The sequence below is a fragment of the Vibrio eleionomae genome, assembly GCF_009874545.1.
Classification (GTDB): Bacteria; Pseudomonadota; Gammaproteobacteria; order Enterobacterales; family Vibrionaceae; genus Vibrio; species Vibrio nitrifigilis.
Map to the genome: position 1 here is coordinate 1 of NZ_WEKT01000033.1, position 14552 is coordinate 14552.

Genomic DNA, 14552 nt, shown 5'->3' on the forward strand with positions numbered 1-14552 from the left:
GCGAGAGGCCCGAAGGTCCCCCTCTTTGAGCCGAAGCTATTATGCGGTATTAGCCATCGTTTCCAATGGTTATCCCCCACATCAGGGCAATTTCCCAGGCATTACTCACCCGTCCGCCGCTCGCCGCCCATAAGCGCCCCCGAAGGTTTGTTTATGTCGCTGCCGCTCGACTTGCATGTGTTAGGCCTGCCGCCAGCGTTCAATCTGAGCCATGATCAAACTCTTCAATTAAAGTTTTTTGTGGCTCAATGAATACTGAATACATTACTAAGTAATGTTGAATTGACTGTGCCAAGACCGAGGTCTTGATTGGTCACTCAGTTCATTGAAACCAATTGGAAACCGAAGTTTCTCATTTGATTATCATCAACGAGTGCCCACACAGATTGATAGGTTTAAATTGTTAAAGAGCTTGCTTTTCAAGAAATTTTCTCTCAAAGCGGACGATTATTCTAGCGATTAATTCTTTTCAGTCAACCACTTTTTTCATTTAATTTCTTAAACTTAAAAACCGTCTTGTTGTAGGCGAGATAACTATCTTGTGCCTGACAACGGAAGCGAATTATAGGGACTTTCTAATACTTGGCAATAGCTAATTGCTAAATTATTCCAGAATTCAGTCTGAATGGTTAAAGGATATTCAAAACGTTCATTTATCCCCCTAAAAACAACAAAGGAAAGGCTAATAGCCCTTCCTTTGCTGCGGTTATAACAGGCAAATATTACTGTCTCGCGTCTATATGCCCATCTTTAACACTCAGATAAATAGGTTGTCCTGGAACAAACTCCCCTGCCAACATTGATTTTGCTAGTGGGTTTTCCACATTTTGTTGAATTGCACGTTTTAATGGACGCGCACCATAAACTGGATCAAATCCAACTTCGGCAATCAATGCTAATGCTTCATCATCAACTTTCAATTCATAGTCGCGATCAAGCAAACGAGCACGTAGACGGTCAAGCTGAATAGACGCAATAGAACGAATATGCTCTTGGCCTAATGGGTGGAACACGACGGTTTCATCCACACGGTTTAAGAACTCCGGTCGGAAATGCTGAGTAACCACTTCCATTACCTGTTCTTTCATTCCCTGATAATCAACATGAGCGAAACTTTCTTGAATGCGCTCTGACCCCAAGTTAGACGTCATGATCACGACTGTGTTACGAAAATCGACAGTTCGACCTTGACCATCCGTCAAACGACCATCATCCAGTACTTGTAATAAGATATTAAAGACATCTGGGTGAGCCTTTTCCACCTCATCAAGTAAGATGACTGAATAAGGTTTGCGACGCACGGCCTCAGTTAAATAGCCGCCCTCTTCATACCCGACGTAACCTGGGGGCGCACCAACCAAACGAGCCACTGAATGTTTTTCCATAAATTCGGACATATCAATACGAACCATGGCATCTTCGCTATCAAACATAAAGTTAGCGAGTGTCTTACACAATTCAGTTTTACCTACCCCAGTTGGACCTAAGAATAGGAACGAACCAATTGGACGGTTCGGATCAGATAAACCTGCACGGCTACGACGAATAGCATTAGCGACAACTTCAACAGCCTCTACCTGACCAACCACACGCTCATGCAGAACATCTTCCATGCGTAGCAGTTTTTCTTTTTCTGCCTCCAACATTTTCGAAACCGGAATCCCCGTTTGCCTAGAAAGCACTTCCGCTATTTCCGCATCTGTTACTTTGTTACGCAACAAGGTCATCTCTTGCATTTCTGCTTGCGCGGCTAAGTCGAGTTGCTTTTCTAACTCAGGTATACGCCCATACTGTAATTCAGACATGCGGCTTAAATCACCGGCACGACGAGCAACTTCCATATCCAATCGAGCTTGTTCTAACTCAGATTTAATATGCTGTGTACCTGATAATGCAGCTTTTTCAGCATTCCAAACTTCTTCTAGCTCTGCATAATCACGCTCTTTTTCTTCTAACTCTTCGTTTAAAATACCTAAGCGTTTTTCGCTCGCATCATCATGCTCGTTAGTTAATGCTTGCTGTTCGATTTTTAACTGGATAATTTTTCGTTCCAGTTTATCGAGCGCTTCTGGTTTTGAATCTATTTGTAGACGAATGCTAGAAGCCGCTTCATCAATTAAGTCAATCGCTTTATCAGGCAACTGACGATCAGAAACATAACGATGAGATAGCGTTGCAGCAGCCACAATTGCTGGATCGGTAATTTCCACATGATGGTGCAGTTCGTATCGCTCTTTCAAGCCACGTAAGATGGCAACTGTATCTTCAACACTTGGTTCATCCACCAGCACTTTTTGGAAACGACGTTCTAATGCTGGGTCTTTTTCGATGTATTGACGATATTCATCTAATGTTGTCGCGCCCACACAGTGAAGTTCACCGCGAGCCAGTGCTGGTTTAAGCATATTACCAGCATCCATTGAGCCTTCGCCTTTACCCGCGCCGACCATAGTATGGAGTTCGTCAATGAACAGAATAACATTACCTTCTTCTTTCGAAAGTTCATTAAGTAATGATTTCAAACGTTCTTCAAACTCACCGCGATATTTAGCACCAGCAACCAGTGCTCCCATATCTAACGCCAATACACGACGACCCCGTAGTCCTTCTGGCACTTCATTGTTAATGATACGTTCAGCTAACCCTTCAACAATTGCAGTCTTACCAACCCCTGGTTCACCAATGATAACCGGGTTATTTTTCGTACGACGCTGCAATACTTGGATAATACGCCGAATTTCATCGTCACGGCCGATAACAGGATCTAGCTTGCCTTGTTCAGCTCGTTCAGTCAGATCGATAGTATATTTTTCTAATGCTTGTCTTAATTCCTCAGCATTTGGATCATTGACAGTTTGACCACCGCGGATTTTTTCAATTGCGGCACTCACTGTTTTTTCGGTTAGACCGAACTCTTTTAGTAGGTCCCCTAATGGACCACGATCTTGTAATGCCGCTAACAAAAATATTTCAGAAGAGATATACGCATCTTTACGTTTCTGAGCGACTTTATCGCAAACATTAAATAGAGTGCCTAAATTGTTAGAAAGCTGAACATCACCACCAATGCCAGTCACTTTTGGCAAACGGTCGAGCATCTCACCGAGTTTAGAACGCAACTGCATTGCATCGACGTCAAGCATGGTGAGTAAAGGACGAATTGGACTGCCATTTTGATCCATCAGTGCTACCATCAAATGTACTGGTTCGATGTACTGATGATCCCGCCCAAGTGCGAGTGACTGAGCGTCGGAAATGGCTACTTGAAATTTACTTGTAAATCTATCAAGACGCATAACAACCTTCCTAACCTCAAATGAGTTAAATTGATTACGTTAGGAAAATGGTCACCCGACAAGACAATTTCAAGGGAAATGGACGAATTTATTTACATTTAGTGAACTAGATAAGTGACTTTATTGTTCAATCCAAATAAAAGTAGCTTGCCGACCTGTGACACCATCGCGGCGATAAGAATAAAACTGCTCTGCATTTTCATAAGTACACAGATTCGAGGAATAAACATCCGTGATACCCAATGCTTTTAAACGGATTCGGGTAATTAAGTCCATATCAGCCCACCACTTACCCGCTTTATTACCTGGTTTAAAGGCTTGCTCAGTCTCTGAGTGCTCACAAGTAAATGCCTGAAGAACATCCTCACCAACTTCAAATGCCCTAGGTCCAATCGCCGGTCCCAACCATACCATGGGGTCCTCGGAAAAATGACGCAGAGCTTGTTCAACAATACCACCAGCAAGTCCTCGCCATCCGGCATGCACAGCAGCAACACGTGAACCTGAACGATTAGTAATTAAGACAGGTAAACAATCTGCTGTCATCACAGAGCAAACCACATTAGGCTTATCTGTCACACTACCATCGGCATCAAGAATCTGCGTTGTTGGTGCTTGCAATATTGCAACTTGAGTTGAGTGAGTTTGATTTAACCATACAGGAGCGGAAGGCATATTTGCCTCCGCTTCTACTACTTGCCGATTACGCTCAACAACATTTGGATCATCCCCAACGTGCAACCCTAAATTCAGCCCTTGGTAAGGGGCTTTAGAGCATCCACCAATACGAGTAGAAGCAAATGCTTTAATAGAATTTGGGGCTGGCCAATTAGGGATAATGTGTATCATTAATGTCAACGTCTCATCAAGTAATTAGTATTCTTCTAATGGATTTTGCTTTGCATCTTCACGCAATGCTTCTGCCATAACCACCATATCATTAGGGACTGGAGCATGGAACTCCAAAAGCTCACCTGTAATAGGGTGATCAAAACGCAGCATAGCTGCATGGAGAGCCTGGCGATCAAAGCCACGAATCATAGCGGTTAGTTCTTCAGAAGCGCCTTTAGGAATTCTAGCTCGACCACCATATGCAGAGTCTCCTAACAATGGATGCTGGATATATGACATATGGACACGAATCTGGTGAGTACGTCCTGTTTCTAGGCGAAGACGAATACGCGTATGTTCACGAAAATGCTCTGCAACACGATAATGTGTGACTGCGTGACGACCCGTTGGAGTAACTGCCATTAACGTTCGTTTAGTTGAGTGACGACCAATCGGCTTATCGACCTTACCACCTGCAGTCATGCTACCAATAGCAATGGCTTCATATTCACGAGTGATATTACGTTTTTGTAACTCTCTCACTAAGTATGTTTGAGCAGGAACTGTTTTAGCCACCACCATCAAACCAGTCGTGTCTTTATCTAGACGATGCACAATACCCGCACGTGGTACTTCTGCAATTGCCGGGTAATGAAAAAGCAATGCATTAAGCACAGTACCATCAGGAGTACCAGCACCAGGGTGAACAACGAAATCACGAGGTTTATTGATAACAATAATATCGTCATCTTCATAAACAATGTTCAATGGGATATCCTGCGCTTCCCAACGTTCTTCATCTTCTAGCTCAGCTAATACGGTTAATACTTCACCACCAAGAACTTTGGTTCTTGGTTTAGTGACGACTTCGCCATCGACCGTGATTTTGCCTTCAAGTAGCCAATCTTTAAGTCGAGAACGTGAAAAATCACTGAAGAGTTCAGCCACAGCTTGGTCTAAACGTTGACCAAGTTGGCTTTCTTTTACTGTTTGTGTAAGTTGAATCTGTTGCGCCATATCGAACTTTTTCAAAAACCGTGGGACTAATGCCACTAGTATGGATAATATATGACGCCATTGTATCTGTTACTGCTAAGAAAGTAACGTCACGTTTTACGGAGCACATTCGCTCCTAATGTTTAAGAAGCACTAATTTCAAGGAAGCATCTCCTGACATGAAATATCAGACTATAACGGGCCTACTCGCTGTTACACTTTTATTTGGCTGTTCAAGTAGCAAGAAAGTAGTTCCTGATGTACCACCTTCACAACTTTACTCAGAATCTCAAGAGTCCCTACAGTCTGGTAACTGGGAAACTGCGATTTCCAAACTGGAAGCCTTGGATTCTCGCTATCCTTTTGGCGCCTATTCAGAACAAGTCCAGCTCAACCTTATCTACGCCTATTACAAAAGCGATGATCTTGCTATGGCAAGTGCGGCTATTGAACGTTTTATCCGTTTAAACCCAACTCATCCGCAAATGGACTGGGTACTTTACATGCGCGGTCTTACTTACATGGCACAAGATAGCAACTTCATGCAAAGTTTATTTGGCATTGATCGTAGTGATCGTGATCCAGAACCCGCTAAATCAGCATTTGCAGATTTTAAGAAGCTATTAGAACGTTACCCTAATAGCCTTTATGCTAAAGACGCTGAAAAACGTATGTTCGCACTTAAAAACCGCCTAGCCGACTATGATTTGGCAACGGCTGATTTTTATTTACGTCGCGAAGCTTGGATAGCAGCGATCAATCGTTGTCAGGAAATCCAAAAAACCTATCCAGATACTGAAGCTGCGCGTAAGTCACTAGAAATAGAAGCGAAAGCCTACAAAAAGTTAGGATTAACTAAAGCAGTGCAACGCACAGAGAAATTAATACAATTAAATCCTGAAATTTAATTAGTATTCAGATTCAAAAAATAGAAAAGGGCCACTTATAAAAGTGGCCCTTTTTATGAAATACTCTGTGATAAAAAGTGATAAACATCACGTTTTATCAGCGAGCATTTCTTGCACAACCTTATTTTCAGCACGAGACAATCCACTAAATAATCAGGGATTTTTAGTCTCTACTTACACCAATGTAACCCGTATTTTGTGGATCTCAAGCTTTTTCTACTTCTTTTTTGGCCACTCCTTGCGGAAGATCACGTTCAGTTTCAAACCCCAAAACTCCATGTTATAAAGTGATCTATATCACATAAATCCAGTATTACATCCTGCAGTCTGGAGTCATCCAATAAGGGACATAACAGAGGAAATTTTTATGCAATTGAACATCACTGGTAAAAACATCGACGTTACCTCTGCCATCCGTAATCACATTGAAAGTAAATTTAAAAAGCTAGAAAAATGGCAAGTGGACATAATTAGCTGCCAAGCAAGCTTTAGTGAAGCACCGAATAAACAGAAAAAATTCGATGCTAATGTGAGTATCCCAAAAGGTCAGTTGAATGCATCTTCGACTCATGAAGACCTCTATGTCGCCATTAACGACGTAGAACAAAAATTGGAACGCCAACTCAATAAGTTGCGTCACAAACCAGAAGCCAGACGCTCTTCACCGACGGCTCTTTTATAACGAATACTTTAGCAATAGCGCCTTTTGGCGCTATTTTTTTGCTTGACGCTTTAACTGGCCTTGCTTATTGTGAGGGTACTAACCAAATTTGGATTTCATAAACAATATGAATCATCGCCTGTTCTTTTTTGACTTCTTTTTTCTCCGCTAATGCTCGGAGGCTGGTCGTTGGCATAAAGAAAGTCAAAAGCGAACAGAAAGCCTCCCAAACGGGAGGCTTTTTTTATAAGGATAATTTACAATGACAGACAAATCTTACTCCTTAGAGGAGATTAGATTGCGCCTAAATGAACTGGATGATCAACTACTCTCTCTGCTATCGGAACGCCGTCAATTAAGCATTGAAGTAGCCAAAAGCAAAGTCAAAACATCAAAACCTGTTCGTGATGCAAAACGAGAGCAAGAACTGTTAGTAAAACTTATCAACAAAGGTAAAGAACACTACGCCCTAGACGCTCAATACATCACAAAGATCTTCCACACAATTATTGAAGATTCCGTGTTATTGCAGCAATCCTATTTACAAGAATTGGCCAACCCGAATTACAGTAAACCTTTAGCTCGAGTTGCCTTTTTGGGAGCAAAAGGCTCGTACTCACATTTAGCAACACGTGAGTATTTCAGTCGTAAGCAAACAGAACTCATAGAATTGAACTGCCAACATTTCCGAGATATCACTGAAACCGTTGAAGCAGGTCATGCTGATTTTGGTGTTTTGCCAATAGAAAACACCAGTTCCGGCTCTATCAATGAAGTGTACGATATTCTACAGCACACCACCCTTTATATTGTGGGTGAAATAACTCAGCCGATCGAACACAGCCTACTCGCGACTGCTGATGTAAGTTTAGAAGATATTAAAGTTCTCTATTCTCATCCCCAGCCACACCAACAATGCAGTGAATTTTTGCGTCATATGAAAGATGTTCAACTGGAATCCTGCGCAAGCACTGCCGACGCAATGAAGAAAGTTCACGAAATAAATCGCCCTGAAGTGGCAGCAATTGGTAGTGCTGCAAGTGGTAAACTGTATGGGTTACAACCAATAAAATCACACATTTCAAATCAAACTGAAAACTACACTCGTTTTATTGTTGTGGCACGTAAACCTGTCGATGTCTCATCACAAATACCGGCTAAAACAACCTTGATAATGTCAACGGGTCAGGAAGCTGGCTCTCTCGTTTCTTCTTTATTAGTTCTACAACGTTATGGAATTAATATGACTAAATTAGAATCACGCCCAATAATGGGCAACCCATGGGAAGAAATGTTTTATGTTGATTTAGAATCTCATTTAGAATCACCTGAAATGCAGCAAGCTTTAAGTGAACTAACTAAATTAACTCGGCATTTAAAAGTACTTGGCTCATACCCAATTGAAAACGTTAAACCGACACAAATTAAATTGAATTAATAGTTGGTATATCAATATAGAATAAGAAAAATGCTGACACGAACACATTGCTTACTTTACAATCGTTTGCATAAAAGTAACTTGGTATCAATGGGTTTTGTGTCAGATTTTCTTTAATTGGCACCTTTCACTCCTGATCATTTCTCTAATTGCTGTCTACTTTAAAAGGTTAAACAACTTTATTATGAAGAAGGGTGTTATCATTTCCTTACTAGCAAGTTTGCTGTTTGTGAAATTTGCTACTGCGACTGAACTTAACATTTATTTATGGGAAGACACGTTATCGAAACGCGTTATAAACAAATGGAACGAAAGTCACAATGTAAAATTAAATTTATACCATTTTGATAACGATGATGAACGTAGTTTATTAATGCTAAAAAGTTTACAACTACCTTTTGATATTGTGGTATTAGATAACATTTCTGCTCATCTTTTTTCCCGTCAGAATGTATTCGAAAATTTGAAAGATTTGCCTAATCGCAAAAACAACCTTCCTCGCTGGAATCAAGCCTGTGGTACTCACGCCATTCCTTATTTTTGGGGTTCAGTGGGTATTGCATACCGTAAAAGCAAGGTCGACCATATTCCAACAAAATGGAATGACGTCGTACAAATGTCGGACAAGCAAAAAGGCCATGTGGGCATGATTCAAGATAGTGTAGAAACACTACTACCCGCTCTTTATAGCCTTGATTACTCACCGATTACTGATAATGAAAACGCTTTAAAACAAGCTTATCAGAAAATGCTGAAAGCAAACCCGAATATACTGACATTTGAATATTTACTTAGCTACGTTCGCAGCCATAAAAACAGTGATAAATTGCATTTGGCCGTCGCCTACAGCGGTGATCAGTACTCTCTAAATCGTTTTTTTGACAATGATGACTGGGATTTTGTGACACCGGATGGAGAACCGTATTTATGGATTGACTGTATGGCAATAAACAGTAATTCTCACGTCAAGAAAGAAGCAAAAGAGTTTTTGGAATTCTTAATGGATCCAGAAATAGCAAAAATAAACGCGCTGGATATTCGAGCTGCAACACCTAATACTGCAGCCCTAAAAATATTGCCAAAGTCATATGTGAATGATAAATCTATTTTTCCTCCCGCTGCAGCACAAGGCGGTGGTCTTATCGACAGTGAACTTTCACCAGCAAATTTAAACGTCAGAGCAAAAATTATAAATAGTATAATCAATCAACATGAAGCTAAACCATAGAATACTTTTGTTGATCGCTCCGGTTATTCTACTGAGTTCGGCTGCGTCAAATTACATCATATATAACAGTCAAAAAGATGCGTTAATCAAACGTACGGATAGTTATCTTCAATTGAATATGGAAAAACTGGCCAGCCACTTTCGTCAAACGAAAGCACTGGTCAGTAGCTATTCATTCACCTTAGCCAAAAGTGACATTATTCGTTACTACTTCTCTCACAAACAAAACCCTTACCGAGAGCTAGAACTTGTCGACAATATGCATGAAACACTGCATATTTTGCAGCCAAGTGAGCAAAAATTTGTTGCATTATCCATTCTCGATGGCAACAAAAAGGTGCTTTATTACGCTGAGAACAGCAATGATCCATTTGCTCAAATAGACCCCACGGTAAAAAAATACGTTGATGCGCGCTTTGAGAAAACACGCAGAACATCGGATGTGAGTTTTACCACTAACTCTTCAGGAGATGGCGTATTAGTTCGCTATGATGTCCTTGATACACAAACGTTAGAAACGCCGCTGAGCTACAATCGTGATGAAGTGTTCTTTGTTGTGGTTTATGTCAAACTTGATCAGTTCAACGCCTTAAGGCACAAGATGGAGTATGACAATAAAACCCTTGTGTATTTCGCCCATACTCCACCGAAACACAATTACCCATTATTACAAAGTGTTGAATTACAACCAGGGCTATATGCGATATTTGACCCTGCCCCAATGTTGTTAAAAAACCAGCTGAGTTCGATTCAAAAAGATCTTTTGGTCTCTTTTAGCGTTTCAGCCTTTGTCACAGTATTGCTACTCTTGATATTGCTCTATCGTCACGTGATTAACCCAATCTTACGTCTCGATTCTCAGCTCCAAGAAGTGGAAAATAAACAGCGACGTAACATAGAAAAGCTCAACACAAATGATGAAATTGGGCGTTTATCGACTCGTTTTTATGTCATGTACACCGAATTAGAAAGTACTTATCAACGTACTAAAATTCTGGCAGAAAATGATCACCTGACTAAGCTAGCTAACCGCCACCAATTCCAAGTTCAAGCGCAGAAAGCTCTAGCCGAATTGCCACCAAAGCACCACGCTTGGGTGCTATATATAGATTTAGATAATTTTAAATATGTAAACGACAAATATGGTCATCAGGTTGGAGATTCTCTTCTCATTAGTTTTGCCACTCACATGCGGCTACTTTGTGATGAATTCCAGCGAGAAGATGGTGTGGTCAGTATTCCTGCACGGTTATCTGGAGATGAATTTGCCATTATCATTTGTAGTCCACATAGATTGCCGCACTCAGCGCAAAAGTTTGCAGAACTACTGTTGGAACCGATTTTAAATAAATCAAGTACCGCTTTGTCTAACCTCCCGATAACGGCCAGTGTGGGGATTTCCACCTATATTCAAGATGGCGATCATATAGATAAACTATTAATACATGCCGATGCGGCCATGTATCAGGCTAAAAACTCAGGTAAAAACCAAATTTCTTTCTATTCCAGAAAACTGGATAAAGAAGTACAACGCCGTAATCGTATCGAACGCGCTCTACGTTCAGGAAATTTTGATGACGAGTTTACACTTTATTATCAGCCTTATTTTTCTCGAACTGATGGCATGATAGCCGGTGTAGAAGTACTGCTAAGATGGCATTCCAAGCATCTAGGTGATGTTTCACCGAAAGAGTTTATCCCTGTGGCAGAGCAAACTGGTTTGTTCAATTTACTTGACCGCTGGGTAATCAAAACGGCCTTTAGCCAATATACTACGTTAAGGAAAGTACTTAATGAATCACTTCAGCTATCAATTAATTTATCAACAGCAACACTAACTTCACTTGAGTTGGCAAACTTTATTGATAAGCAGGCTCATAAGCATCAAATATCACCTAATATGGTCGCATTTGAAATCACTGAGACTTTTACAGCAGATAAACAGAACTATTTACTGCTGACCGAATTGAATCACTTAGGATTTGGTCTGACAATTGATGATTTCGGTGTCCATCACACCTCTTTAGCACAGCTACTTCAATATCCCGTGAAGAATATTAAGTTTGGTCGACACTTCCTAGAGACATTGTCTGAGAAGAATAAGCAGAGTGTGATTAAACCACTGATTGAACTGTGCCATTCACAAGGCATGACGGTAACAGCTCAGGGAGTAGAAAATTACGATAGTCACCATTGGGTATCTTCCCACCAGTGTGACTATCTACAAGGCTATTTTTATGCCCAACCCATGTCTTACAGTGGCATAATTGAGTGGCACACTAATAAACAAGAAACGGTAAATAATGCAAAAGGTCATCATTTCATCACTCAATCCAGCTAAAATCAGTGCGGTTCAAACGGCTTTCGAAACCGTATTTCCCGGAAATATGTTTGAGTTTAGTGGTGTCAGCGTACCTAGCGAAGTCTCTGATCAACCGATGAGTGATCGTGAGACTCATCTTGGAGCCATCAATAGAGTCCGCAACGCTAAAGAAGCTCAACCTGATGCTGATTTTTATGTTGGTATTGAAGCTGGCATTGAAGGGAAAGCAACATTTGCTTGGATGGTTATTGAAAATTCACAGAATCGTGGTGAATCTCGCTCAGCAAGTTTAGAGCTTCCTCCTTTGGTTCTAGCCAAATTAGCCAAGGCCCATGAACTTGGTGATGTAATGGACGAACTTTTTGCTACCGAAAACATCAAGCAAAAAGGGGGAGCAATAGGCCTTTTGACTCAATTTCAATTAACGCGAAGTTCTGTATATCACCAAGCACTGATCTTAGCGTTAGTCCCTTTTCTTAATCCCGCTTATTTCCCTGCAAACCTCGTATAAAGGTATTTTTCTAATAAAAAAGGCTAACTCATCGTTAGCCATTTTTATTTAAGCTTCTGGTTGCTTTATCAAGCTATCAAGAACTTTTTTATCTTCTTCAGAGCAAGACTTCAATTCATTCGAACCTCGAGTGATTGTTGCAATACCAACTCCCAGCATTTGGCTGATCTGCCTTTGCGACAACTCACCTTTCATTAATTCGCTGAAGATATTTACTCTAGCAATCAAAGCATCTCTTTCATCAGCAGTCATCAGCATGGTTAATAACATTTCGTGCTGTCCAGTCTTGGCCGCACGTTCAACTAATGCCATCAACTGCTGCCACTCAGTGTATTCTGGTTGTTGTGACATAACAGTTCTCATAAATTGATATATCAGCCTATTGTAGATGACCGACCTAAAGAATCAATATCTTGCTTGCGTCTCCATTGAAGTTAAAAACCGCCCTTGCGTGCCAGTCAAATCACGATAGTAAACTTCAAACATCAATATGTTTTGTACGTAACCACGCGTTTCTTTGTAAGGGATAGATTCAATAAAAGCATATGGACCGAGTTTACCTTGAGTTTCTGAGCGCCAACGATCAACTCTTGCGGGACCTGCATTGTATGCAGCTAGAGCAAAAATACGATTTTTATCATACCGTTTTAATAGGCTTTTGAAGTAATGACTACCTATTTCAATATTTTTACCTACATCATAAAGTTCATCGGCTCCCGAATAATCGAGTTGGTATTTTTTCGCTGTATAACGCGCAGTTGAAGGCATAATTTGCATAATACCTCTTGCCCCAACAGAGGAATGGGCATCCGCATCTAATGCACTTTCTTGGCGCGCAACCGACATTAAAGTAATAGGATCGACATTGTGCTTATTGCCCCAAAACTTAAACCACCATTGATGGGCTAATGGAAAACGCAATTCAATATTATCCCATAGGCTTGCAGAGATAGACGCTGTCACAGTGAGGTGATACCAATGCTGGTTTGCCGCATAAACAGCAAGCATCTCCTTTTCGGTATGATTGACACGATCCAGTAACCACCCCCACTCACGCTTAGCGGCAGCAATTTTGTCCCGCTTGATGAGTTCATCAATGCGGTCAAGAGCTTTAGTATATGGAGCAACAACCCCCGCTCTGTAATTCACCTCGTGGTTTGGATAATGAATCGACTGTTTTAATGCGTTTGCCGCTGCGACACTGTAAAAGTTGCGTTGACCAATGACCTTACTTAATCGCTTGGTTCCTTGCGCTTTTAAACCTAACTCCATATCGCTACGACCTAACCAATATTGCCAGCGAAGCGATTCTTGCTCATGTTTCGGTAATAAGCTGATCCATGCTTTAACTCCCTGCCAATCAGCATGTCGAATGGCAAGGCGGGTCCGTATTTGTACTAACAGCGGATCTTTGCTGGCAGCAACGACACTGTCGCGCCATTGAACTAAGGTTTGGTCATCATCATGCAGTAATTGTAAGGTAATATATCGCGCCAAATTATGGGTCTGTTTTTCACGCCAATGTGGCAGCTCTTTAACGCTATTGAGCAATCGTCTCGCTTTCTTTGCATCACTTCTAGCAACTTTCTTGATGGACAATTCGATTAAATCGCCAAGCTGGGAAGTATGTGGAAACCGCTTAGCAAAATAGACAATTCGTTGTGGGTGAGAATATAGCTCTAACATATTCATCCCCCATTGCATCATATCTTGGTCTTGCAGTTTTTGAGCAAGATAACTGATTAAATTGGGGTTTCTGGCATCAAACGCCAACAGCATCCGTTGATAAATTAACGCATCAGTACGTCCACCAGATTGTGCCCAAGCACGAAACAGAGGATCGCACTCATCAGCAATACTATCGCCTTTTAACCATAAAGCTCGCGCACCGCGAAAAGCAGATTTCTGATCACCGGTCACCCATTTAGCGTAATAGTAATCACACTGAAATGACTCTCCGATAGGTTCATGATGCTGAAATGCTAAAAATTCTTGCCACTTTTTTTCTTTGGCAAGCGCTGTTAAATAAGGAGCACTGATACGAGCTGAAAATGGATAATCTCGATAATTGTGAACAAATTCCCGAACTTGTTGCGGAGATTTTTTCCCAATATTAACCAACATCGCACGATAATCGAGATATGGCGCGAGTGGATAGTTTTTTAGTTTTGCGCGTACTTTTTGGTATGCAGCGACATCGTCTTCATCAAGCCAATCTTGCGCTTGATCGTACAAATTTCTCTGCTGTTCAAGAGAGATTGCTGCAGATGACGAACTGCTAAAAACCAGGCCACAAACAAATAAGGCCGGTACTACCTTTGGCAGCCGGAACACAGAGAGTAATGACATGAAATAAAATC

At 41.1% G+C, this 14552-nt stretch carries 11 protein-coding genes, 1 rRNA gene and 1 other annotated feature; of the genes, 6 read left to right on the top strand and 6 right to left on the bottom strand.

Features of this window, described 5'->3' with window-relative positions:
- The 4 genes from F9817_RS15565 to rluD all read right to left on the bottom strand — a co-directional run.
- Window positions 1-231, bottom strand: a 16S ribosomal RNA gene (locus F9817_RS15565); the annotation flags it as partial.
- A gap of 491 nt (window positions 232-722) precedes the next feature.
- Window positions 723-3296 (bottom strand): ATP-dependent chaperone ClpB, encoded by a 2574-nt coding sequence (gene clpB / locus F9817_RS15570; RefSeq protein WP_161157089.1) that lies wholly within the window; start codon window positions 3294-3296, stop codon window positions 723-725.
- A gap of 120 nt (window positions 3297-3416) precedes the next feature.
- Window positions 3417-4145, bottom strand: a complete 729-nt coding sequence (gene pgeF / locus F9817_RS15575; protein WP_161157090.1) for a peptidoglycan editing factor PgeF — start codon at window positions 4143-4145, stop codon at window positions 3417-3419.
- Window positions 4146-4169: 24 nt separating this feature from the next.
- On the bottom strand, window positions 4170-5144 hold the full coding sequence (gene rluD, locus F9817_RS15580) for a 23S rRNA pseudouridine(1911/1915/1917) synthase RluD (protein WP_161157091.1): 975 nt from the start codon (window positions 5142-5144) through the stop codon (window positions 4170-4172).
- Window positions 5145-5302: 158 nt separating this feature from the next.
- On the opposite strand from rluD, the gene bamD reads away from it, so the two are divergent.
- The 6 genes from bamD to yjjX all read left to right on the top strand — a co-directional run bounded on the left by bamD (window position 5303) and on the right by yjjX (window position 12192).
- Window positions 5303-6031, top strand: a complete 729-nt coding sequence (gene bamD, locus F9817_RS15585; RefSeq protein ID WP_161157092.1) for an outer membrane protein assembly factor BamD — start codon at window positions 5303-5305, stop codon at window positions 6029-6031.
- Window positions 6032-6398: 367 nt separating this feature from the next.
- Window positions 6399-6713, top strand: a complete 315-nt coding sequence (hpf, locus tag F9817_RS15590) for a ribosome hibernation-promoting factor, HPF/YfiA family (RefSeq protein WP_161157093.1) — start codon at window positions 6399-6401, stop codon at window positions 6711-6713.
- Window positions 6714-6818: 105 nt separating this feature from the next.
- Window positions 6819-6940: a sequence feature (Phe leader region), on the top strand.
- Window positions 6941-6954: 14 nt separating this feature from the next.
- Complete coding sequence (pheA, locus tag F9817_RS15595; protein WP_161157094.1) at window positions 6955-8130, top strand: prephenate dehydratase; 1176 nt, start codon at window positions 6955-6957, stop codon at window positions 8128-8130.
- A 184-nt stretch (window positions 8131-8314) separates the two neighbouring features.
- Window positions 8315-9358 (top strand): polyamine ABC transporter substrate-binding protein, encoded by a 1044-nt coding sequence (locus tag F9817_RS15600; protein WP_161157095.1) that lies wholly within the window; start codon window positions 8315-8317, stop codon window positions 9356-9358.
- On the top strand, window positions 9342-11699 hold the full coding sequence (locus F9817_RS15605) for a putative bifunctional diguanylate cyclase/phosphodiesterase (protein WP_161157096.1): 2358 nt from the start codon (window positions 9342-9344) through the stop codon (window positions 11697-11699). The genes F9817_RS15600 and F9817_RS15605 overlap by 17 nt, the downstream gene beginning before the upstream one ends.
- A complete protein-coding gene (yjjX, locus tag F9817_RS15610) occupies window positions 11662-12192 on the top strand; it encodes an inosine/xanthosine triphosphatase (protein WP_161157097.1) in 531 nt (176 codons plus the stop codon). Before F9817_RS15605 ends, yjjX begins: the two co-directional genes overlap by 38 nt.
- Window positions 12193-12240: 48 nt before the next feature.
- Here the strand turns inward: yjjX and trpR are convergent, their stop codons facing one another.
- Entirely contained in the window at window positions 12241-12543 is a 303-nt protein-coding gene (gene trpR, locus F9817_RS15615) for a trp operon repressor (protein ID WP_161157098.1), read from the bottom strand.
- A 54-nt stretch (window positions 12544-12597) separates the two neighbouring features.
- Complete coding sequence (locus F9817_RS15620; RefSeq protein ID WP_161157099.1) at window positions 12598-14541, bottom strand: transglycosylase SLT domain-containing protein; 1944 nt, start codon at window positions 14539-14541, stop codon at window positions 12598-12600.
- Between the last annotated feature and the right edge of the window lie 11 nt (window positions 14542-14552).